The 24,598-nt window shown below is 27.5% G+C and carries 13 protein-coding genes and 1 tRNA gene; 12 read left to right on the plus strand and 2 right to left on the minus strand.

Annotated features, from left to right (window positions below; all coding sequences use genetic code 11):
• Window positions 1–627: 627 nt before the first annotated feature.
• The 11 genes from HL033_RS03820 (at window position 628) to HL033_RS03870 (ending at window position 20,900) form a co-directional block, all read left to right on the plus strand.
• Window positions 628–1,938, plus strand: a complete 1,311-nt coding sequence (locus HL033_RS03820; RefSeq protein ID WP_218193968.1) for a hypothetical protein — start codon at window positions 628–630, stop codon at window positions 1,936–1,938.
• Between the two features lie 597 nt (window positions 1,939–2,535).
• Window positions 2,536–3,420 (plus strand): lipoyl synthase, encoded by an 885-nt coding sequence (lipA, locus tag HL033_RS03825; protein ID WP_218193969.1) that lies wholly within the window; start codon window positions 2,536–2,538, stop codon window positions 3,418–3,420.
• Window positions 3,421–3,425: 5 nt separating this feature from the next.
• Window positions 3,426–3,499 (plus strand) — tRNA-Arg (locus HL033_RS03830).
• Between the two features lie 1,310 nt (window positions 3,500–4,809).
• The gene (locus HL033_RS03835) at window positions 4,810–5,424 is read left to right on the plus strand and encodes a superoxide dismutase (RefSeq protein WP_218193970.1); all 615 of its coding nucleotides are present in this window, start codon (window positions 4,810–4,812) and stop codon (window positions 5,422–5,424) included.
• A gap of 112 nt (window positions 5,425–5,536) precedes the next feature.
• Window positions 5,537–5,830: a type IV secretion system protein VirB3 gene (locus HL033_RS03840; RefSeq protein WP_218193971.1), complete on the plus strand. Its 294-nt coding sequence runs from the start codon at window positions 5,537–5,539 to the stop codon at window positions 5,828–5,830.
• Complete coding sequence (locus tag HL033_RS03845; RefSeq protein WP_218193972.1) at window positions 5,830–8,235, plus strand: VirB4 family type IV secretion/conjugal transfer ATPase; 2,406 nt, start codon at window positions 5,830–5,832, stop codon at window positions 8,233–8,235. Before HL033_RS03840 ends, HL033_RS03845 begins: the two co-directional genes overlap by 1 nt.
• A 120-nt stretch (window positions 8,236–8,355) precedes the next feature.
• Window positions 8,356–10,806, plus strand: a complete 2,451-nt coding sequence (locus tag HL033_RS03850; RefSeq protein WP_218193973.1) for a TrbL/VirB6 family protein — start codon at window positions 8,356–8,358, stop codon at window positions 10,804–10,806.
• Between the two features lie 168 nt (window positions 10,807–10,974).
• Window positions 10,975–13,653 carry a TrbL/VirB6 family protein gene (locus HL033_RS03855; RefSeq protein ID WP_218193974.1) on the plus strand — a complete coding sequence of 893 codons (2,679 nt, stop codon included), beginning with the start codon at window positions 10,975–10,977 and terminating at the stop codon, window positions 13,651–13,653.
• Window positions 13,654–13,667: 14 nt separating this feature from the next.
• Window positions 13,668–17,039 (plus strand): TrbL/VirB6 family protein, encoded by a 3,372-nt coding sequence (locus HL033_RS03860; RefSeq protein ID WP_218193975.1) that lies wholly within the window; start codon window positions 13,668–13,670, stop codon window positions 17,037–17,039.
• Between the two features lie 22 nt (window positions 17,040–17,061).
• Window positions 17,062–20,433: a TrbL/VirB6 family protein gene (locus HL033_RS03865; RefSeq protein WP_218193976.1), complete on the plus strand. Its 3,372-nt coding sequence runs from the start codon at window positions 17,062–17,064 to the stop codon at window positions 20,431–20,433.
• Window positions 20,400–20,900, plus strand: coding sequence for a hypothetical protein (locus HL033_RS03870; protein ID WP_218193977.1), 501 nt, complete (start codon window positions 20,400–20,402; stop codon window positions 20,898–20,900). The genes HL033_RS03865 and HL033_RS03870 overlap by 34 nt, the downstream gene beginning before the upstream one ends.
• A gap of 17 nt (window positions 20,901–20,917) precedes the next feature.
• Here the strand turns inward: HL033_RS03870 and HL033_RS03875 are convergent, their stop codons facing one another.
• Window positions 20,918–21,517 carry a DUF2460 domain-containing protein gene (locus HL033_RS03875; protein ID WP_218193978.1) on the minus strand — a complete coding sequence of 200 codons (600 nt, stop codon included), beginning with the start codon at window positions 21,515–21,517 and terminating at the stop codon, window positions 20,918–20,920.
• A 297-nt stretch (window positions 21,518–21,814) separates the two neighbouring features.
• Here HL033_RS03875 and HL033_RS03880 point away from each other — a divergent pair, with 297 nt between their 5' ends.
• Window positions 21,815–23,239 carry a UDP-N-acetylmuramoyl-tripeptide--D-alanyl-D-alanine ligase gene (locus HL033_RS03880; protein WP_218193979.1) on the plus strand — a complete coding sequence of 475 codons (1,425 nt, stop codon included), beginning with the start codon at window positions 21,815–21,817 and terminating at the stop codon, window positions 23,237–23,239.
• 653 nt (window positions 23,240–23,892) lie between these two features.
• On the opposite strand, the gene dut is transcribed toward HL033_RS03880, so the two are convergent.
• On the minus strand, window positions 23,893–24,345 hold the full coding sequence (gene dut / locus HL033_RS03885; RefSeq protein ID WP_246575366.1) for a dUTP diphosphatase: 453 nt from the start codon (window positions 24,343–24,345) through the stop codon (window positions 23,893–23,895).
• Window positions 24,346–24,598 lie beyond the last annotated feature (253 nt).

A 24,598-nucleotide genomic window follows, 5' to 3' on the forward strand; every position in this document is an offset into this window, starting at 1 on the left:
ATAAAATACATAATTTATATTTAATATGAATTTGATTAAAAAAATTTTGTGATATATTAGTTGTTATCTGATACAGAAATATTCTCATATATTTCAATGTTAATGACTATTTATTATAGGTGTTCAATTAGTAATTTATACAAGAAGCTTGTATTATTTTAGTATTATGTACAATTTTTATTGTAAAAAGTATTAATGTAATAAATTTAAAAATTATTTATATAAAAATTCTATAATTTGCTTTGCTATAAAAGTAAACTTAAGCTATATCTTATAGAGTTAATATAAGAAATTTTTAACCTATTTAATATTAGTATTTAAATGTTTATAAAAAGAGAATCTTGTAAGTTCTTATAAGTTAATATGAATTAGTAAAACATTTTTTTTACTATTAATAAGTATTACAAGTTATATCGATATATGATAAATAACAATTTTTTAATAAAATTATAATTTATAGTTAATTATGCATTCTATTATTAGCTTACCATAATTAATATAGGGATATGGGATACATTTAATATAAAGTTTATGTATTAAATTTTTTAATATAACATAACTTTTAATTTACTATATTTATAAATTTATTGTCTTTATTATAACTAGTTAATTATTGAGTATAAGCTAATGATTAAGAATATAGAAATCAATAGTAACACTAAAGAGAGTGATTTTAAATTTTTAGATGAAATGATGTTAAAGAATTTACAACCTAATAACGATGAAAATAATGATAGTTATAAAGCATTAGGTAAAATTAGATTAGAAGATTTACAACTGCAAGAATGTATTTCAGAACTTGAAAAGAAAATTAAAGAACTTGCACAAGAAAAAAATAAGTTTGTATTTCAAGAACATGAAAATGATGTAAAACCAGAAGATAAGTATCAAAATGACCAGAATTTAAAATTAGAAGAGCTTATTGTAGATCAAGAGCAGCAAGTTAAAAAATCTATAATACAAAAAATATTGGATTTTTTAGAGGAATTTTATCTTGAGATTGATAATGTAAATGTAAATAACATAGAATTTTTTAGATTTAAAAAAAAACAAAGCTTTATAGAATCCATGATTTCTTTTTTGAAAAAGTGTTTGCTCCAAGGGAATGCAATTAATATCAAACAATTATTGGAACAGCAAATTAGAGAATTAGAATTAGAATTAGATAAAGAATTAAATCCTGCATTACATAAGTTAATACAAGAAAGATTATTATTATTACGTCAAATTCATATGATAGGATTAAAATCTGGACTAAATGCAGATACTTTTTTAAAATTTTTATTAATTTCTAGTATTTCTAATCTTGCTATTGATGTACAAAAACAACTAATATACGATAAAGAAGATAAAAATTTTTCTCAAGATCATATTTCAAGAAATGAAAAAAGTAATGTTCATAATCGTGAAAAAGTAAGTCATGCAAGTGATAACCATTATGAATATAGTATATCAAATATTTCTATTATTAACAATGATATACCAGGAGTTTATATAGGAAAGATTAATGTAATATCTTATAAAAAAAATGATTATTTTTTAAATCATTCTTTACATAGTGAAAATGTGTTGCAATTTCAAGAAATTACTGTGCAAAAATTTATAAAACAAGTATTGGATTTTTTTGCAATAAAATTACAAACAATAGCTGACATGCTTTACTTGAATCATCCTTTAGGTGATGTAAAAATAGCAAAGGCATCACACAATATTTATGATAATAAGGTATCGTGTAATATTTTGCATAGTGATTATATTGTGCATAATAATTATCTTTATGATATGAATAAATATCATGTAAATTATAATAATAATAAGGATGTAAATCATACTAGCAGCGCACATATGCATGGTTGTACATGCTGTAGTTTATTAGAGGAAGTAAGAATTGATTGTGTACAAATACAAGCGAATCAAAAAAATGTAGTTGTGATGTGATATTAAAAAATTTAATTTTTTCTTTATAAATTAATTTTAATGTATAATGCAAATATTTGCATTATTATCTTTCTTTAGAAAGAAGTAATAATAGCTATAGATAGATGTCTATAAATAAGTTGTTAATAAATTTTTCCTATGGTTTATAGGTCATTGGTTGATTATACAATATTTGGATACATTAGTAATTTAGCTGCAGTGCTATCTATTTGCGTATTGTACATATTAGCTTAATATTGTTTACTTTATGTTATTACATATCTGTTTATATTTTTACTGTTAATAATTGGCACTATTAATGTTTTTTGATTATGTTAAGCTAGGTACATTACATTCAAGTTAATCGAATGTATAAATTAAATTTACACTAACCGATAAAACCATATATTTAATTAATAAGTTGATCAACTGTAACGTAAATCTTTGTAAGATATTATATATTTGTTTGAAAAAACTTTAATGTATATAACTTTTGACTAAAAAAAATTGTTCATTATACAAATTATGATGCTTTGAGTAATGATGGGGATAAGGTATTATAATTGACAAATATTGTTATATTAGCTAATTTGTTATTACGATGTAACAGTTAAATACATGAAAAGTAAACCTGATTGGTTAAAGGTAAAAATGCCTCAAGGTGAGGTTTTTTATAGAACTAGTAATTTAATGAAACTTTATAAACTTAATACAGTATGTGAGGAAGCTGCTTGTCCAAATATTGGTGAATGTTGGAATAAACGTCATGCTACAGTTATGATTTTAGGATCCGTATGTACTAGAGCATGTGCATTCTGTAATGTTACAACAGGCATTCCTGATAAGTTAGATATTCATGAACCTGAAAGATTGGCTGCTGCTATTAGTGTGCTTAATCTTAAACATATTGTTATTACATCTGTTGACAGAGATGATCTTCCTGATGGAGGTGCTGAACATTTTGTTAAGTGTATAGATGAAATAAGGAAAAGAGATAGTAATATTACAATAGAAATTTTAACTCCGGATTTTTTAAATAAACCACATGCAATAAATATTATTGCTTCATCTTTGCCTGACGTATACAATCATAATATAGAGACAGTGCCCAGGTTATATGCTAAAGTTAGGCCTAGGGCTAGATATTTTCACTCTTTACATTTGCTCAAAATGATAAAAGAAAAAAATCCTACGATATTTACCAAATCTGGATTAATGGTAGGATTAGGAGAGTTAAAAGAAGAGGTATATCAAGTAATGGATGATCTCAGAGCAGCTAATGTTGATTTTATTACTATTGGTCAGTATTTACAACCCACGGAAAAGCATATAAAGGTAGATCGTTATGTTACACCTCAAGAATTTGATCATTATAAGTATATGGCTTATGCTAAGGGATTCTCAATGGTTGCTTCAAGCCCATTAACTAGGTCATCTTATCATGCTGAGGAAGATTTTGAACAATTAAGAAAGAATAGAATGAGAATAGATAGTAGTATATAACATTTGCACTTATAGCTCAGGTGGATAGAGCATTACTTTCCGGAAGTAAAAGTCGCAGGTTCAAGTCCTGCTAAGTGCACTTTCAGTATAAGCGTGTTTTTATTAGTATTTTTTTTATATAATGAGATTCTGTAAATAGAATGAATTTATACAAGTCTCAATAAAAAGTTACATTTAACTATAATCATTATAATAAGTCTATACACTTTAGAAAAAAATATGTTAAACACTTTTTACTTAAAAAAGCTTAATTATTAAAAATATAAATATGACAATCTTCGGTAAATTTTTTTAATCAAATTCATATTAAATATAAATTATGTATTTTATTACATTACTTTTGAATAAAAAACACAATATTCTAACGTATATGTTTATGTAAATATCATTAAAAGAGATCTTTAAAAATTTAATTTTTATAATTTATTTAGCATTAATAATATAATATTATGTTGTATTAACAATGCCTTATAGTAATGAATATATTACTCTTTACAAGTTCAGGAATATAATTAAAAAGTAATAATAAGAAATATAATAGTCAATCTATTATAATAAGCTTCAAGGAACTCCTTAATGATGTCAAATTAGAAGATAAATATCAAAATGATTAGAATTTAAAATTTAAAAAAATAAATACTTAGTCTAATTGCTACGCAATAGATCTCTTGATCTGTCTCTTAATCTGTAATTATTTAACACATATAACTTTAAAAACCTCTAATAACATATAATTGGACTTCTAAATATATTGCTTTAAATGACATGATTGAGTACTTAATATATGTGTGTATGTGCGTTATTTTACAGTATTATATAAAATTACTTTAAGAGATAGTATTTATACTATTAATATTGATTTATTACTAATAAAATACTATATCGTAAAAGTAATTCTGTAAATTATATAATGGTTAATGGAGGCATGTAGTAATATAATATGTTTTATGTAATGTTATTATATACAATTATAGCTAATATGTTTATAACGTTGTTATTTTATAGTTAATTAAGTATATTTGTATTACCTAATAATGAATAATAAAGTAGCAATGTAATATTGGGTTGACTAATTGAGTATAGTGATCTTTATTGTTGTGTTTGCTGGTTTAATTAGTAAATACTTTTGTTAATGTGTTTAAGAGAACAATATAAATTAGTGGTAAGAGTATGACTTACTCTGTAATGTATTAACATTTTTGTCCATTGTTTAAGTATTATATGATATGTTACTTATATGTTCATATTTTGTTATTGTGTGAATAACATTGATATTTAATTTAGGATATATAGTTAAAATTGTAGTCTATATAGTAAAATTACTAGTAATGATTACATGTACTTAATTTTTATGTATTATTCACATAATGTTTTTTAGGAGGATTTTCAATGTTTAACTTAATGCCATTGCCTTATGATAATTTAGAGCCATATATTAGCGCTAAAATTTTAGATTATCACTATAATAAGCATCATAAAGGATATGTAAATAACTTGAATAAGTTAGTGCAAGGTACAGAATTTCAAGATTTATCAAACGTAGATTTAGAAAATATTATAAAGCGCTCTTATAATAATGGTGCTAAAGCAATATTTAATAATGCCGGCCAGGTATGGAACCATGATTTTTACTGGCAATCTATGAAAAAAAATGGTGGAGGAAATCCAGAAGGACAATTGGCAGATAAAATTAGTGCTGATTTTGGTAGTATTGAAGAATTTATAAATATTTTTTCTGCAAGTGGACAAAGTCAGTTTGGTAGTGGTTGGACATGGCTAATATATGATATAAGTGATGATAAATTAAAGGTTATAAGTACTTCTAATGCTGATTCTCCATTATTATATGATAATCAATATCCGCTCATTACTATGGATGTGTGGGAACATGCTTATTACTTAGATTATTTTAATGTTCGTGCAAATTATATAGAAGTATTTTTAAAAAATCTTGTTAATTGGGAGTTTGCTTTGCAAAGGTTACAAAATTATCCAAGTAAATAATATATGTAATATTTTAATTATTGCATATAGTATTGTCTAAAAAATTAATGTTTTGATAATTTTTTTTTGTTAGGGTAGAAGAATTGTAGATGCTATAAGTTAGGGTATGTTTATGTCTGGTGGTGTGAAAGCTGATCAATTGTTTAAAGGATTAACTAGACCAACAATGCTTTTCGGGGTAAGTTATACATTTGCTATATTAAATTTTATGATTTGTATCATGATATTTATGTATAGTAATGATTTTAGAGTTCTTTTAATATTAGGTCCTGGTATACATGGTATAGGATATTTAGCCTCAGCAAAAGATCCTTTATTTCTGGATTTATTTATAATAAAAATGCAGAAATGTAGTAAGTGTCTTAATCGTTTTTATCATAATGCAAATTCTTATGATGTAATGTAATGTTGAAGTTGGGTGCAGTAACAACAAGAAAAAAAAAAGTTATATCAAGAGAGTATCACGCATCTAATTTTATTCCTTACTTAGAGTATTGGAATGATACTACCTTAATGATGAAAGATGGATCAATGTTGAAAGTGATCAAATTGTCAGGTTATGCTTTTGAAACTGCTGATGATGAAGATTTATCAATTCAAAATTCGATTCGTAATCAAATGCTAAGGAGTATATCATCATCATCTTTTGGGTTGTATTTTCATATAATTAGAAGAAGAAAAAGTGCGTTTATAGAAGAATTTGCAAAAAGTAAATTTTCTAATAGTTTTGCCAATTATGTTAATGTAAAATGGAAAGAAAAGCACTCTACTAGACAATCTTTTACTAATGATTTGTATATTACAATAATTAGAGAAGTTGGAAAGAAGGGGACAGAATTTATATCCAATTTATTACAAAAATTTGGTAAAGTAGGTGGGTCACAAGAAAATTGGGAGCATGATTTACGTGCTATTTATGAGGATTTGGATGAAGTTACAAATAGAATTGTAACTAGTTTGCGTAATTATTTACCCAAGGTATTAGGCATAAGAGAAAATTCTATGGGTGCATTTTCAGAAATAGCAGAATTTCTATTGCAGATTATAAATTGTGGTACTATAAACAATGTTTCTGCTGTAGCAACTGATATTTCAAGATATTTGCCTATGCATAGGTTATATTTTGGGCATAAAATAATACAAATTGTTACGCATAATGAATCAAAATATGCAGGGTTGATTAGCTTAAAAGAATATGGTCAAACTACTTCAGCTGGTATGTTAGATGCATTTTTACAATTACCTTACGAATTTATTATAACGCAATCTTTTCAGTTTACAAATAGACAAAGCGCAATTACTAAAATGCAGATTCAACAAAATCGTATGATACAAGCTGCAGATAAGGCGGTGTCTCAAGTTATGGAAATCACTCAGGCTTTAGATGATGCAATGAGTGGAAGAATAGCTTTTGGATTACATCATTTAACAGTTTTATGTATAGAGAGAAATGTAAAAAATCTTGAAAATGCGCTTTCGTTAGTAGAATCTGAATTATTAAATTGTGGTGTCTATCCTGTTAGGGAAAAAGTAAATTTAGAACCAGCATTTTGGGCGCAGTTGCCTGGTAATTTTGGATATGTAGTTCGTAAGGCAGTTATTAGTACGTTAAATATGGCTGGGTTTGCATCTCAACATAATTATCCTACTGGTCAAAAGTTTAATAATCATTGGGGAGAAGCAGTTACTGTATTTGATACAACTTCTGGAACTCCATTTTTCTTTAATTTTCATATTCGTGATGTTGGCCATACTGCGATTATTGGTCCTACTGGTGGTGGTAAAACAGTATTAATGAATTTTTTATGTACTCAAGCAATGAAATTTTCTCCGAGGATTTTCTTTTTTGATAAAGATCGCGGTGCTGAAATTTTTATTAGAGCATTAAATGGAGTATATTCAGTAATAGAACCAAGGAGTCATACAGGATTTAATCCTTTACAAATGGATGATACACCAGATAATAGAACTTTCTTAATGGAATGGATAAAATCTTTAGTTTCTATATTTATTGATAAATTTACTTCTGAAGATATGGAACGCATTAATGATGCTATTGAAGGAAATTTTAGATTAAAAAAAGAAGATAGAATATTAAGGAATTTGATTCCTTTTTTGGGATTAGAAGGTCCTGACACTTTATCAGGATGTATATCAATGTGGCATACAGATGGTTCTCATGCAGCAATTTTTGATAATTCTGAAGATTTAGTAGATTTTACTAAATCGAGAGTTTTTGGATTTGAAATGGGTAATTTATTGAAGGATCCGGTTGCCCTTGCTCCAGTGCTTTTGTATTTATTTCATAGAATTAGTATTTCTTTAGATGGTACTCCATCTATGATAATTTTAGATGAAGCATGGGCTTTAATTGACAATGATGTATTTGCTCCTAAGATTAAAGATTGGTTGAAGGTATTAAGAAAATTAAATACCTTTGTTATATTTGCTACTCAGAGTGTAGAGGATGCAAGCAAAAGTTCAATCAGTGATACTTTAGTTCAGCAGACAGCAACTCAGATTTTTTTACCGAATTTGAAAGCTACAAGTGCTTATAGAGATGTTTTTATGCTAACTGAAAGAGAATATACATTAATAAAACATACAGATCCTAGTACAAGATTTTTTTTAGTAAAGCAAGGGATTAGTGCAGTTGTTGCAAGAATAAATTTAAAAGGATATGAAGATATAGTTAGTGTTTTATCTGGAAGAGCAGAAACTGTATTAATTTTGCATGATATTATACGAGAAGTTGGTGATGATCCTAATGTTTGGTTACCTATTTTTTATGAGAAGGTTAAAAATGTTTAAGATCATAGAAGATAATATGTTGGGTTTGAGTGTGAATAACATTAGTAGCATATATAATAAATCACGAAATAATGCATGCATTATTAAAAAATTCATCTATTTTGTATAAGAAGGTTAATAATGTTTAAAATTTTGCAATTAACTGGATTATATATAATGATGATAATCATTATAAGTCAATATGCTGTTGCTAATGTGACAGATAGTAAAGAAGTAATATATAGAGATACATTGGCAAGCAATCCATATTGTGGAGGTAGTCACGCTATTTCAAAATATTCTGGATATGCTACTGGAGCTTCTATTCTTAGTGGTGTTCTTGGTGGCGTTATTGTTGGTAAAATGTTATCAATTACAGGTGCATCAATAATGGCTACAGGAATTGGAGCTGCTATTGGTGCGAAAATGCTTTCTGCAGGAAAGCTATTAATTGGAGTTAGTACTATAACTATGGTTACTGCATTAGCATCTCAAACGTCCTATTTTGTTTGTAATTGGAGTTTTGTACGTCATCCGGTACTAAGATTTGAAGAAGGAGATGCTGACGGGAGCCCTGGAAAATATAAGGAATGTGCTGATCCTGTAGTTGATGGACATCCAGTATCATATAATACTAATTGTGACAAAGAATTCCGTACTAGAGACGAATACTTACAATGTATTGCTCCAGGAAAGAGTATAGAAGAGGGATTAAGACAAGAACCAATGTGTCCAAGTAGGAAGTTTAAACAAATAGATAAATATTATTGGCCAAAAAATCGGGTATCCAGTTCTCCTTATATAGAAGTTTGTTATCGATTGCCAATTGGTAGATTGGGAGTAGGATATTTCAATTCAAGTGATGTTATTAATGATTTAAAAGTACTTAATAATCATGCTTATTTAAGAGAATTAGATTATGGTAGTTATGAAGTACAAAAAGCAAAACTTATTATGGGGTCTAGTATCGAATGTGCAACATTAAAATCAGGTGAAGAAGCAGTATTAAATACTATTACTTTTAGAGCTATGGATAAAGATGATAAAATTTGTGTTTATGGTGTAAAAGCTTCAGGTATGCCGTTGATACCACAGGTGGAAATTGGTTGTCATATGCGTCCTAATTCTCCTCCAGCACCAATGTGTGAGTTTTCAAAACCTAAATTTAATGCTGATAAAAAGATTATAGGGTATGATAATTCAGGATGCTATAGTTGTTATATGGCAGATGTTTGTCGTGGTAGGGCTAGTATTATATCTAAGTCTCCATTTCCTGTAACATCTGTAATTGTGAATTGTATTAAAGAATCATTGGATAATATCTTATTAGGAAGATGTGCTACCACTATGGCATCTAGTAATGCTGTTGTATCTAATAATAGTACTAAAGTTGGATTTTTAAAAGTTGCTCAGAATAAGTTAAAAAAAGCAGTAATGGCAGCATTGGTATTAGCATTAATTTTATTTGCAATAAAGGCATCTTTAGGTGGATTACAAAGTCCTGCTGAATTGTATATGTTATGTATTAAATTTGCGCTTGTAATTTATTTTACTCAAAGCGATGCTATGTCGCATTATTATAATGAATTAGTGAAGCTTTCTATTGGATTATCAGATATTGTATTACAAGCTGGAGGTAATCCTACAATATGTAATTATGATCAATCAGAGTATCCTAATGACTTTAAGTATCTTGTTCCATGGGATAGATTAGATTGTAGAATGATGTTTTATTTTGGCAGTCAACTTAATGGTGGTTCAGGTACTGGTCTTGTTTTAACGTTATTATTATCTGCAGGAATGTTAATTGTAGCAGCATTAATAAATGCAAAAATAATTATATCTGTGATGGCATTTTTTGCAATTATGATGATAATATTTATTGTAATATGGGCAATATATATATTTTTATTGTCATTGATAGCGTTAACAATCTTAATACTAATTTCTCCTTTAATGATTCCAATGACTTTATTTCAAGTAACAAAGGGATTTTTTGATGGATGGGCAAGGCAATTAATGGTGTATACACTATATCCTGTGATATTATTTGCATTTTTATCATTAGTATTTACTGTTTTTGATAACTTATATTTTGAAGACCTAAAATTTACAAGATATAATGTTAAGGTTCAAGATTTATATAAAATTAATTTCAAATTACAAGATCCTGATGCTTGTAGCGAAGAAAAAAATGACACTAATTTATCGTGTATATTATCTGGTATGAAATTTACTACACGTCCTTTGGTTTTTGGTATGGATGTTAATGCTCCGGATATTCTTGGTAGTACAAAAATGATATGGACTAAAATAGGAATGTTTGTGCTTGTAGGATTTTTATTTTACCATTTCTTATCATCTATATCTTATATTGCGGCAGAACTTGCAGGAGATCCAAGAGCAGGAATTGTTGGTGCTTCTGCAAGTCCAAAAGAGATGTTAAGTAAAGCTGCTGCTCCAATTAAAGCTATCAGTAACATGGCATCTAATGCTCAGATGAATGCTTTTAATAAAATTGGCAATGCTATAAAGCAAAGAGCGAAAGGTGTGCCGTCAGAAGGTGAGGATAAGGTGTCAGGTGGTAAGTAAGATATGTATTATTTATGGTGTTAATTAATATTATTAAATTAGTAGTTAAATGTATTTATTAAATTATTTATTTAAAATCTAATAGTTTAGTATTGTGATTAGTAATTTGTTATATCATAGAGGTATAATAATTATTATTATGTATATAAGGCATTAAGAGCTGGTGTTATGCTAAAAATTGCTGTATTGATATTTATTTTTTTACTTTCAGGATGCGGGTATCATGGTTGTGTATCGCAAAATGATGTGTTTTTTGATATTGTCAAAACTATCATTCCTACGAAGTTAAGACAAGATGATAGTAAGCAGTCAATTTTATGGGTAAAATCAGATGCTGTTCTTACTAAAGGATCTAATATTGAATTAAGGATTAGTCATGTTGGATTAGATTTTTGTAAAGATAATTCTATTGATGTAAAGGTTGTGCCTGATTATAAAAGTAATAATAGTGAAATTGTTATACCTATAGATTTTCCATATAATGTAATGCGAGGGGAAAAAATTAATTTTTACTTAAAACCTAGTATTGCTGGAGATATTACAAAAGAAATATGTGAAAGTGGTTGCGATGACAAAATATGTGTTATCGATGAAGAATTATGTAAAGAGAAAAGAATTGATACAAAATATTCTGTAAATGTTAATGCAGAAAATGGGGTATTTTCTAATATGTTATATCCTGTTAATGATCAAGGAGTTGCTTTGCCATATTGGATAGATAATTATCCAGTATATACTATATTTGATGGTATGAGTGATAATATTAAAATAGGTAGTGATAATTCACGCAATGATAGTTTATTAAAAGATGATTTATGGTATATATGTGCTTCTAAAGAAAATATATCTAAAGAAATAGAAAGATTAAATAATTTATCCAATGGAATTGGTAATAAAGTAGTGAGAGATGCTAAAAGTTTTGTAGAAGAACACTATAAATTGATATTTAATAAATACAGAAAAATATATACTGCATATTCTGTTAATGAGATGTGTGGAAATATATATTCTTTATTTTCTGATATAGTAAATAAGTACTACTTTATTACTTTAATGTCTAATACAGTACAAGATAATATTAGTAGATTTGATGTTTTGCCACTTGTAAAATTAAAGGTAAATGGTAAAGTTATTCATAATAATAAGCATTTTGACTCTAAAATTGTTACAAAATTTCCGAATATTAAAGAGTATTTACTAATTAATTATAGCTACGAATTTGTAGATGATATCATTTTTTATGATGTCAATTACGATATGTTAACACCAAAATTGAAAAGCTTGAATACAATTTCTTTGGTAGTAGATAATCAGTATCAATTTAATGGAGAGAATAAAAAATTGGGGGGATCATATGATCTTAAAATTGTCAAAGATTGCAGTGCTCATATAGAAAATAGTTTATATTATGTTATCTCTAAAGATATACCTAATATTTATCCTGGAGATCAGGGTAGTACAAAATTAGATTTTCTGCATAGTAATATTATTAATATTCCTATAGATCGACCAGGAGATTTATATTATGCGGTAAGGGATAATGGTGATGGATACCATAATAATACTGGATATTTTGAAATTAAAGCTGTTATTCCTAAGACAATTCCAAAAATTATTTCGTATGTTATTAATTGGGTAAAAGATCAGGTTTATATGGCATTATATTCTACTGATAAACATAATGCTAATAGTACAATACGAATTATATATGATAATATTACTAGTAATGGCTCATTTATAAAGACAGTAAACGCATTACTAACATTATATTTATTAATAAGTGTTCTGTTTTTCTTTATAGGATTTTCTAGGCTTTCATTATTTGATATTGTAGTTTCAGTAATAAAAATAAGTATAGTAATTTATGTACTTCGTCCTGAGAGTTGGGTCTTCTTTAAAGATCATTTATTTGACTTATTTATTAATGCCCCTATCGAATTAATTAGAATTTTTACAGGAAATGCAGGTGGAGATTTTGAATTTTTAGATAGTTTATTATATAGGTTTGCATTTAGTCAAACGTGGATGCAAATATTTTCATTGTTATTTGCAGGTCCAGTGGGATGGTTATCGGTGTTTTTAATCTTATGGGGATTAATTACGTTAATGTGGTGTATATTGATATCAGTTATTACGTACTTAATTTCTATTTTAAGCATAGGTTTATTATTATGTATAGCACCTTTTTTTATTATTTGTATTTTGTTTAGACGTACTAAAGCAATTTTTGATGCTTGGATTAAAGCATTATTACAAACTTCTGTGCAGCCTATTATAATATTTGCTTCTCTAGCATTATTAGTACAGGCAATACATAGTATTGTATATAACATGCTCAATTTTCAGGTTTGTGATGCATGTGTATTTAATGTTACGTTGACTCATGGAGTAACTTTTTGTTTGCTTGAGTTTTTATTACCAATTGGATTTTCTCCAGTATCTAGTTTTAGTGAAAATATTAGAGATGCTGTAAATAATGATAGTGTATTGTTTATAGGAATACCATCTGCATTAAATAATATTATAATGTTTGTAATATTTTCACATGCAATGAAGAGTTTTATTAGTATTGCTGGTGAAATGTGTACTTCTATTTTTGGATCATTTGCAAATTTATCGTCAGTGGCTGATGTAGCAACGGAAAGCTTTTTAAGTTCTTTCGGTGGAGGTAGGACATACGGTATGAATATAGATAGATATAAAATGAGTCGTGAAATGTATAATAGAGGAAATGATGGTAATCGTGATGATGGTGCTTTTTCACAATTATCTCCAGTTTCTAGAAATATTAAAAGACCAAATTCAGCTATACAGATACCTGAAAAGCCTCCATCCAGCTTTAATTAATAGGTAAAATTATTATGCAAAAAATAATATTATTATTATTAATTTTATTATTAACTGGTTGCGGAGTAAATTGTATAGAGAAAGGCCAAGGATTTAGTAGTAGCTCTATTGAAGTAAAAGTTTATGTTCCACCTAAGGGTGCAGACAGACATAACGCTGCTACTTATTGGGTGAATACAGGTAAAAAGGTATCTGCTTCAGATAAAATTGTACTTAATGTTATGAATACAATAAATTTGTGTCCTTATGATACACATGAAGCAAAAAAAGTTGATTTTTCGGTATACAAAACAGCACAACCGAATGCAATAACTAGTATTAATACTTCTGAAGGTGATTATTTAAGATTTTCTTTAGGAAGCACAGATATAGAAATTAAAGAATGTAGCAAGGAATGGCTAGATAGTAGAAAAATAATATATTACTCTGACGATGAATTTTTTCAAGATCAAGAATGTAAAACCCCCATTCTAGCTAAAGATATATGCAATAATGGAATATCAAAACCTTATTTTATAAAAGTTGAAGGCGAGTGTCAAGTTATTAATACTACTATACCACGCTTAAAGGGTACAACAATAAAAATATATTCAGACAATAGAATATTAAACGCAAGTAATAGTAATAAATATGCTAATTTTTATATTGACAATGGATCTGGTAATAAATTAAGCCCTACCATAAATGGTGACAATATGAAGATAAAGCGATATCCAAATTGGATAATCAGTAAATATGCATATGATGCACGTTCCTTTTCTACTAAAAAACCGCCATTAAGTGAATTAAAAAAAAGCTGTAATCTTTTAAAAGGGAAATATCATGAATTTATGATGAAAAATTATAATACATATGAAAGTGTGTTTTCCCAGAGTTCATCCAAAGACAAATCATCAATGGGAATAGTTGATGATTATGATTACGTAAAAAAATATGATCAAGCGATTAACAAAATTACTACTAATAATGGATTGATGAAATTATCTTCTGAGCGTACTGGTAATTCTGTTATTGATGATACTGATTATCAAACAATTATAAATATTATGAATAATTATACAGGTTATGATATTAATTGTAATTGTGACATGATATGTAAGTTATCAGATTCGTTGGCAGATGATTGTGTTAAGTCTTTTGTAAAGATAGTTAAAGATAAAGTTATATGTCCTACTACTGAGGAAGATATTATAAGTAATTTTGATGAAAATAGTGCTACAGGTCATTTTGATATAAATGATAGCTATGAAATTCTTGAAGGATTAAAGGTAAGAGTTACAGGAGATGCACAACCTTTATCATTGTTTCAAGATACTAAAATAAGAGATGCTAGCTTAAAATTAAATACTAATATTAAAGTAGATACCATTCTACCTTACTATCTTCATGCTAATATGTGGGTTTCTCGTAACTCATTAGCTGATATGGCAATAGGTAATTATACAGTATTTTGGAATAGAATATGTACTGTTGAGTCTGGCAAAAAATTATTTATGTATATAGGAGATACTCCTCCTAAATACTTTCCTGGATTATCTTATGGTAATGAAAAACATTTTGAGTTAGATACGAACAAAACAATTACTCAGGGTATATATGAGATTAACGTTGATAATCCGCCAGAATCAGGAACTGTTTATTTAGGTGTACAAATTGATGATTTTTATGATGATCAATTTCGCGAGCCAAAATATCTTGAAGATAATTATTATTCAGTAAGACTATTTTTTTCTACATGGGAACCACATTTATCAAATTTATTTTCTAAAATCAAAGGAGCACTTTTATACATATTATATGGTGTGGATGGTAATAATATTGATGATATACCTTTAGCAATACAAAATGCTAAAAAACTGAATAAATTTGGAGCGATTCAGCATATTTATAGTCACCATACACAATCTGGATCTTTATGGGGAGCAGTTCAGGCGTTAATTACATTATATATAATGTTTTCAGTTTTTGGTTATCTTATAGGTGTAATAAGAATTACTAAATATGATTTAGTTATTAGAATAACAAAAATGGTTGTGATTCTAGCATTATTTTCTCAGAATAGTTGGGAATTTTTTAGTGAGCATTTTTTTACATTATTTATTACAGGTGTTGTAGATATTATAGGAGCATTTAATGGTTATTTAGATGGAGATAGCTCATTTAAATTTCTTGATTCAACGATGGGGGTGTTATTAACAGGTGAAACTTGGTTGAGATTTTTATCATTAATTGTTGCTGGTCCTGTAGGATGGATGATATTCATTTGTATTGTATGGGCGTGTGTTTCATTTTTTATATGCATCATCGAAGCAATGATAATGTATTTATTTTCTATTGTTGCTATTGCATTTTTAATTACATTAGCTCCGTTGTTTTTTACTTTTCTCTTATTTCAGTTTACTAAGACTCTTTTTGATGCTTGGATAAAAATGTTAGTTAACTTTTCTTTGCAACCTATAATTTTATTTGCTGCTTTAGCGTTTTTAAATCAAGTATTGTTAACAAGTTTATATAAAATTACTGATTTTTCTGCATGTAATAAGTGTTTTTATGGCATTAAATTTACTGTAGAAGATGATCAAGCTCCTACAGATTTATGTTTATTGTCTTTTATGTTGCCTGTTGGTTATTCTAATGACTTATCTATTAATGAAAGAATAAGAGAAGATCAATCTAAAAGCAATATAGGATTTATGGGACTTCCATTTGAGCTTGTTTCAGTGTTAATTTTTGTGATTATTGGAAACGCTATGAGAACTTTTGGAAGATTATCAGAAGCTATGGCACATTCAATCTCTGGTAGTATTTCTGGAATTAGTACTAGTGCTCATTGGGCTGCTCAGTCTTTATTGTCTATAGTAGGGTTAGATCAAGAAACGCAAAATGTTATTCGATCAGCTCGTTCTATGGTTAATAGTAATGTTGGTGCAAATTTTGATATAAGAAGTAAAAGTGGTGATAAATCTTCGTCACCAGATGATGATAATAAATCTACAAGTGATTCAAAGAATAAAGATTCTACATCTGATGAGGATGTATTAACTAGTGGTACAAGGAGAGATTCTGTAGGATCTGATGAGGATGTATTAACTAGTGGTACAAGGAGAGATTCTGTAGAGTCTGATGATGATACATTAACTAGTGGTACAAGGAGAGATTCTGTAGGAAGTGAAAATACAGGATCTATTGATGATAACGGAGATGTTATAACGCGTGATTCGATAAATAACAATGATGAATGCAGTATTAAGAAAGAATTATTCAAAGAAGATAATAATAATTTAAGTGAATTAATTAATGATTATGAAGTTGAATTAAAGAGTTTATCACGAAGTGATGATGTTAATGGGATTATAGCCGATACTGATAAAGATGATAAGGCTTAACACTGAAAGGGTTGATTATTTTATGATAAGTACTTTGAATATTAATTTTAAATTTATTGTTTTAAATTTAATATTATTATGCTTAATATTGCCATCATGTTCAACTAATGAAGCAACTGCACGTCGATGTGTTGCTGCTGATAATTTTTCTGATCAATCTCTTACAGTTTCTGCTTATTATTCTCCTAACGATGATATAAATTTTAAAGCTAATAATGGTTATTCAAGTAAAAAAATATCTAGAGCAAATAGGGAGCAAGTAGTTAGATGGCAAGATACAGGATTTGTTACAGATGGTAAAACGATTGTATTAAAGACATCAGGTATGTGGACTGCATGGGAAAAAGATAATAAAAAATTTACTCCTATACAAAATACAGCAATAGGTATGTCAGAGATTAATAAAGATGATCCAATATATAATACGATTACTCCTATTGATAGAATATGCGGCCCATATTATTCTATCGAAAAGAAACTTTTTGGTGGTAGTTGTACAATAACGTGTGAAACATTTGATATTAAGAAAACAGATAAGTTATCAGCAACATATGGGGCTCCTTGCTGGTTTAAGGATGGATATGGAGCATTTTTACTTTTAAAGAGGGATTATGATCCAGATCCTAATGAAAATCTTGCTATTATGCAGTATCCCATATCTCCAATAATTCATATAGGATATCAGGCATCAGATGTTGGAGGTGTAGGAAGTTACTCATCTGATGATAAAGGTATATTAGATAGTCAATGTAATAAAATAAAATTAGAGAAGGGATGGAAAATATATGCCAAAATAATGGATACTTACTATCATGACAATGCAGGTGGATATGAGATAAATTTTATTAGTGGTGTTAAAAAAGCAAAAGTTTGGTCAATATTTGAAGGTATACGTAAAAATGTAAGATTACAATTAGATAAAGCAGGAGAACAAATATTTAAGAGGATAATCAATAATAAGGTTTTTAAAAACTTAGTTTTTAGTGTGTTAACATTATTTTTGGTGTTTTCAGCTTTAGCTTATATTTTTGGGATGGTACAAAGCCCTTTTCCTGATTTAATTGTAAGAATATTAAAAGTATCATTAGTAATATTATTAATTTCTCCTAATAGTTGGGATTTTTTTTATAATCATTTACTGGCTTTTTTCCTAAAAGGTGTAGATGAAATTATTGCGATTATTAATAGCTATTCAGTAAGTTATAGAGAAGATGCACCATTTGCATTTATTGATGAAATGATTAGAGATAAGATTTTTTCTGAAGTTGTCTGGACAGTGAAGGTTAGAGCATTAATTCTAGCAAATTTTGTCTCTATATTTTTTGTAATAATTATCATAATCTCTGTAATTTTTTATATTTTTTTATGTATGTATGCCTTTGTTATTTACATGACAGCATTTGTTGGCATTACATTTTTGGTGGGGTTAATGCCAATTTTATTTATAGGAATTCTTTTTTCTCAATTAAAAAGTCTTTTTGATGGATGGTTGACTCAATGTATAAGCTTTGCATTACAATCAATATTAATGTTTACCTTAATTGCGATGTTTGGTGCATTGATTATGAATTATTATTATCGCATTTTTGGATTTACAGCTTGTTATAATGAATGGTTAGTTTTTAGAATATGCTTTGGCAAGGAAGGAAAATGTATATTTGATAATCACTACTTTACTTGGACTCCTGGTCAAAAATATGATAAATATATAATAGGATTTCCGCGTTCTTCTGAAAGTTCGCAAACTAGTGTTAGTAAAGATGAGGAACAACATTATAATTTTAGTAGTGGCTCACGATATATATTTACAGGTGGTGGATCAGTTATTAGGGTACCTCCTGATTATAAAACAACAGATTTTCGATATATAGATTATCCTTTTTTTAATCCTGATACTGAGAGCAAAGGTGTTGCTGGTGGGGTTATAGTTGGTGAAAATAGTATTTTTGCAGGATTATCACAGCTTATTAATTCGTTAGTTGTTGCAACAAGTAATTACTCAATAGCTAGGTTATTAGCTTCTATAGAGAATGAACTTACTAACTTAGTAAGTAAAAAAGCAATTAGTAGTGATAGTAAAGATAAATTTTCAGCAATGTTGATTTCACAGAAAAATAGCGGGAAAATTGATAAGAATATTCTAATAGATTATTTAATTTCTAATATTATAGGAAGTAATGCTATTGCACCTACACCTCAGGAAGAACTCGATAAGCAATATGATTATAATATTATAAAAAACATACAAAGTGGCTATTTATTGGTATGGTCTGAGATATTTGGTCTTCTGATAGTATCGTTTTTAATATGGCAAATGCGTGCTTTTGTTCAAAGCTTGGCTGTTTCTTTGTCAGGTGGTAGCATGATGTCTCAGACAATAGCTGGAATGTATGATGGTGGTTTTGTAAAGATTTTTTCAGGTATTCCAGTTATTGGGACAGTAATTGGTAAAATTGACCAAGGTATTGATCAATTTAGAATTATGGCAAGGATGAAAATAACTGGCCAAATTAGTGAAACATTTAGCAAAATACCATTTATGATAAAGTATGGGTTACGTGGAACGATTAATAGAATACCTATTATGGAGAAACTTGGAGTTGGTGATGCAGCATCGAATGCTATTGATTTGGTTGGTAAAGCAGTTAAAACTACAAAAAATGTAGGTGAATTTTTGACTTCTGAATCACGTTTAAAATTTGAACCTTCAAGGATCAATTATATGCGTGCATTTATTGGTGCTCATATTGGACTTTCGCCGTTACAGGCAATGAGATATTTAGGCGTGCATACTGTAGAGAAATTGGTTGGATATAGAGAAGGTAGCTTAAAATATAATATTATTGAAGATCGTAAAGCATTTTTAGATAATTTAAAAACCATCACAATGGGAGCACCAAGATATCAGCCTAGTCCTTATATTCCAGAAAAAAAACCAGACAATGAAGAATCTTCACTAGACAATGAAAAATCTTCACCAGACAATGAAAAATCTTCTTCTAAACGAGAAAGAGATGAAGGAGTTAATAACTTTGTTGATGAACACGGTAATATATCGCTTAATGATAGTAATGTGAAAGATGCTTGTAAAGGATTGTCTGAGTTAAAAAAAATGTTGAATAGTGCTACAGATCTTGATGCTAGAAATCGTATACAGAGTGATATAGATAAATTAGAAGCAGCATTACGTGATAAATTAGGAGATGATTTTGATCAAGTAATTCGTGAATATGAAAGTGATAATGACAATGGTGATATTAATTATCATGATATTAGAGATGAGATTCAACAGGTAGTAGAGCGAGATGAAGTAGGTGGTAGATTACATGGTGAAGAAGATGTTGTTAGTGGAATAATACATTGCATCAGGAAGAAGATGTTGTTCATGGTGTAACTAGTGCTGCTGTACAGGAGTCAAATTTAATAAGAGATGATGAAGGGTCAAGAGGTCAGAAGGATATTAGTACTAAAGAAACATTAGGAGATAAAAACAATCTTACTTTTATGAAAAATAATGATAAAATATACAATATTTCAGAAAAACAAAATAATTTACAACTTGATGAAAAATTAAATATGCTTAATAATGAAATATACAATATTTCAGAAAAACAAAATAATTTACAACTTGATGAAAAATTAAATATGCTTCAAGATGTAAATATTAATAAAAATAAGAAAAATCGGGAAAAGAGTAATAAAGATTACATACAAGATCAGATTATGATGATTAATAAAAAGATAGAGCGCTTAAAGCAGAATAAAGAAAGTATTGTAGACCGTAATAAGTTAAATCTTATAGAAGAAGAAATAAATAAGCTATTGCAAGAAATACATTTATTATTAAATGGTGATTTATAAGATTGATTTACTAAAAATTATAATTTAACTTCTATTAACGGTATGTTATTACAGCTATAACTTTGATGATTATCAACAGAGCATGGTAAGTAATCAGTGTCAAATCTTACAGGTACATCGAATTCGTACTCAGCGTAAATATGGGATTTGTCGTTTGGTGGAATTAAGAATTTTACTTGACCATTATAGTAATTTATTGTGTATTGATCTTTTTGTAAAATATTATTAACAGTGATTTTTATTGTATTAATAATAGGTTTACTGATAATACGTGTGTATGAATTGGTTTCTATTGTATAAGTTTTTATTAGCTGAAAATTTGTTTGTATACCATTGCCTATACCTATATATTGGTTAATACCTTGATAATCTGCCCAGTCTTTAAATCTAAATGCTATAGCTTTACCTTTATGGGCATAAAAAAATTCAATCAAATTTAATAATTGCGAATTTGATTTTACACCATATACAATATTATATTTGTTTCGTGGATAAGATCTGTTTATTTTTCTTTGTTCGTATCCGTTGTAATATTCTATTATGCTTGTTGAAAATTCTGGTCCTCCAATAGAGCCATAAGATATATCGTCTGGAAATCTTGCTTCGTTAAATAACATTTTGAATATGAATTATAAATTATATAATGATTTTATATGATTTTTAGTGTGAATGTAATCAATAAAAATATGTTATATATGACTGTTATAAGACAATTCAAGTTGATAAAATAGTGATAGTAAGGAAGATTTTTTAATTTGTAGTGAATTTATTAATATTTTTTTTATAACACTAATAGTTATACTCTATACTACTAAGTTTTTAAAAAGTTTATATATTTTATTATACGTGTATTAGAGATATAAAAAATATATACTATTATATATTAAACTTTGTTTTAATAGGTTAGCATATTTATGTTTTATTGGGATTCTCAGAATATTGTAAATATAATTGGTGGAAAAGCCATAGGTAATAAGTGGATTTGTTATGGGAAAATTTCTATTGATACGAGAACGTTAAATTCTGGAGATATTTTTGTTGCTATAAAAGGTAAAAATTTTGATGGTCATGACTTTATTGATGAAGCTTTTCGCAAAGGTGCTGTTGCAGCAATTGTAGACTATAGGTATACAATATATACTAATTACTCATTAATAGTAGTACATAATGTATTAAATGCCTTACAAAGTATGGCATCTTTTTATTTAAAATATTTAAATGCTAAGGTCATAGCAATTACTGGAAGTATTGGTAAGACTACAATGAAGTGTATGTTGCAACAAGTATTATCACATTATGGTAATGTTTATAGTGATAAAGGTAATTTTAATAACCATATAGGCATGCCGTTATGTGCATTAAATGCTCCTTATAATAGTAAATTTGTTATTTTAGAAATGGGCATGAGTAATTTTGGAGAAATTGCTTTACTATCTAAAATTGCAAGTCCTGATGTTTCAATTATTACACATATTACACCTGCACATTTAGCGTCTTTTTCTTCTTTAGAAGATATTGCAGTTGCAAAATCTGAAATATTTTATCATATGAAAGACAATGGTATTGTTATTTTAAATTATGATAATAGTTATTATAATAAATTGTTTAATACGGCAATACAGTGTTGTAAAAATTTTAATATAATAAGTTTTGGTAAAAACAAAAACGCAAATATTTTTTTATATACAATTGAAGATTATAGTAATGGACTGAAAGAAGTTATTGTTAATTGCAAAGGTAATATAATTAAGTGCCTTATACAGGAGTCTATGTTGCGTTTTATATATTTAATATTAGCAGTAGTTGCAGTAATTGATGGTTTAAAATTAAATTTTGATGGAATATATAGTGCACTGAAAAATTTTCTTCCTATAAATGGAAGAGGAAAAATAAATTATCTTAATTTGCAAGGTAAAAGCTTTATTTTAATAGATGATTCGTATAATGCAAGTCCTGTATCTATGATTACGGCATTACAAGATTTGCATAGGTTATACCATGATGGTATTACTGGCAAAATTGCAATTTTAGGTGATATGCTGGAACTAGGTGATCATAGCATAATGTATCATAAGAAGTTAATAGATTTTATTGTTCAAGGTAAAATTAGTATTGTTTATACGGTTGGTATACATATGAAAAGTTTATACGATATTTTACCTGCAAATATTAAAGGTGAACACTTTCAAGATTATAAAGCACTTATGAGTAAAATATTACTTATTATTGATGAAGGTTATGTTGTGTTAATTAAAGGATCTGCAGCAACAAAATTGTCTATAGTTGTTCAGTATTTACTTAAAATTTCAAGTGTATTTAATTATACTAAAAGTTTATAATAATAGCTTATGGTTATTATTTTAGAGTAAGGTTAGCTAATTATATATATTTTTAATAACTCTGATGTGAATTTAGGCAATATTGTTTATATTAAGTTTAAAAAAGTTGCTAGCATGTGTCATTTTTAAATAAGGTGTATAGGCTAATATGTTTTTTAATTTTAATGTATCTTTATAAGTTTTATTTATAGAACATTATTTTTTTATACAATATAATCTAATAATTTTTTAAATTACAGTTTATCTACATTATTTGTGTATACGATATATAATATTTTTATTATGCAGTTATAATATATATTGTATATTAATGTTATTTATTTGAACAATTACAAGGAATTTATTTTTAATAATAATCTTGCTGGTAACTTATTAAATAATTTTTTCATTTTACAATAGTTTAATTGTAATAGTAAATTTAATGATTGTGATTAGCATAATTTTTAATTGGATGTTGCAAATTATTTTTTAAACAATATTTTTGAAAAAATATATAGTTATGTTTATAACACTATATTCCTATAATATAAAATTATTAATTTTACGTGTTAATTCCCTTAAAGATAGTTAAATAAGATATTACTATGTAGTAATGTATGATTAAATTAGCTACCTTACAATTAAAGTATTTTATAGTTTTATATCTATAAAAGTTATATGCCTGTGGAGCCAAATCCGTTACTGCCACGAGTAGTATTGCTGTTAAAGCTATCAACTTGTTCCCAAGTGACATGCATAACAGGGGATATTACCATTTGTGCAATCTTATCACCATAATTTATTGTATATGATGAATCACCGAGATTAATTAAAAGAACCATTATTTCACCGCGATAGTCTGCATCTATTGTACCTGGTGAATTTAAAACAGTGATGCCAAATTTTAATGATAGTCCTGATCTTGGTCTAATTTGTGCCTCGTATCCACTAGGTATTTCTATCACTATTCCCGTACTTATGCATGCTCTTTGCCCTGGGATAAGTGTTACAGGATGATTAATTGCTGCATATAAATCAACACCAGCACTATAACTTGTTGCATATGAAGGAAGAGGTAAAGTACAGTTACTATTTAGCTTTATAATATTTATTTTGATATTATTAATAAGGATACCATTATTAAGTTAATATATTACTACATATAAAATGTTTAGCATATTTAGTCAATAAAGTTTATTACTATAAAAAATATTAGTTAATAATATATGTTATTTATAAAGTACTATTTACTTATATAGCATGTTCAATAACTAGGGGTGGTTAGTTTATATTTAATAAATAATTATTTTGAAGAGGGTGATGAATTTGATAGTAGTGATTATAAATAATGTTGCAATATAAATATAGGGGGTGGTACTA

The organism is Neoehrlichia mikurensis, assembly GCF_019186785.1.
Classification (GTDB): Bacteria; Pseudomonadota; Alphaproteobacteria; order Rickettsiales; family Anaplasmataceae; genus Neoehrlichia; species Neoehrlichia mikurensis.

What these genes read in the sequence shown, in the direction of transcription:
- HL033_RS03820 (WP_218193968.1), top strand. Translation starts at nt 628, where the DNA reads ATGATTAAGAATATAGAAATCAATAGTAACACTAAAGAGAGTGATTTT.
- lipA (WP_218193969.1), top strand. Translation starts at nt 2,536, where the DNA reads ATGAAAAGTAAACCTGATTGGTTAAAGGTAAAAATGCCTCAAGGTGAG.
- HL033_RS03835 (WP_218193970.1), top strand. Translation starts at nt 4,810, where the DNA reads ATGTTTAACTTAATGCCATTGCCTTATGATAATTTAGAGCCATATATT.
- HL033_RS03840 (WP_218193971.1), top strand. Translation starts at nt 5,537, where the DNA reads ATGTCTGGTGGTGTGAAAGCTGATCAATTGTTTAAAGGATTAACTAGA.
- HL033_RS03845 (WP_218193972.1), top strand. Translation starts at nt 5,830, where the DNA reads ATGTTGAAGTTGGGTGCAGTAACAACAAGAAAAAAAAAAGTTATATCA.
- HL033_RS03850 (WP_218193973.1), top strand. Translation starts at nt 8,356, where the DNA reads ATGTTTAAAATTTTGCAATTAACTGGATTATATATAATGATGATAATC.
- HL033_RS03855 (WP_218193974.1), top strand. Translation starts at nt 10,975, where the DNA reads ATGCTAAAAATTGCTGTATTGATATTTATTTTTTTACTTTCAGGATGC.
- HL033_RS03860 (WP_218193975.1), top strand. Translation starts at nt 13,668, where the DNA reads ATGCAAAAAATAATATTATTATTATTAATTTTATTATTAACTGGTTGC.
- HL033_RS03865 (WP_218193976.1), top strand. Translation starts at nt 17,062, where the DNA reads ATGATAAGTACTTTGAATATTAATTTTAAATTTATTGTTTTAAATTTA.
- HL033_RS03875 (WP_218193978.1), bottom strand. Translation starts at nt 21,517, where the DNA reads ATGTTATTTAACGAAGCAAGATTTCCAGACGATATATCTTATGGCTCT.
- HL033_RS03880 (WP_218193979.1), top strand. Translation starts at nt 21,815, where the DNA reads ATGTTTTATTGGGATTCTCAGAATATTGTAAATATAATTGGTGGAAAA.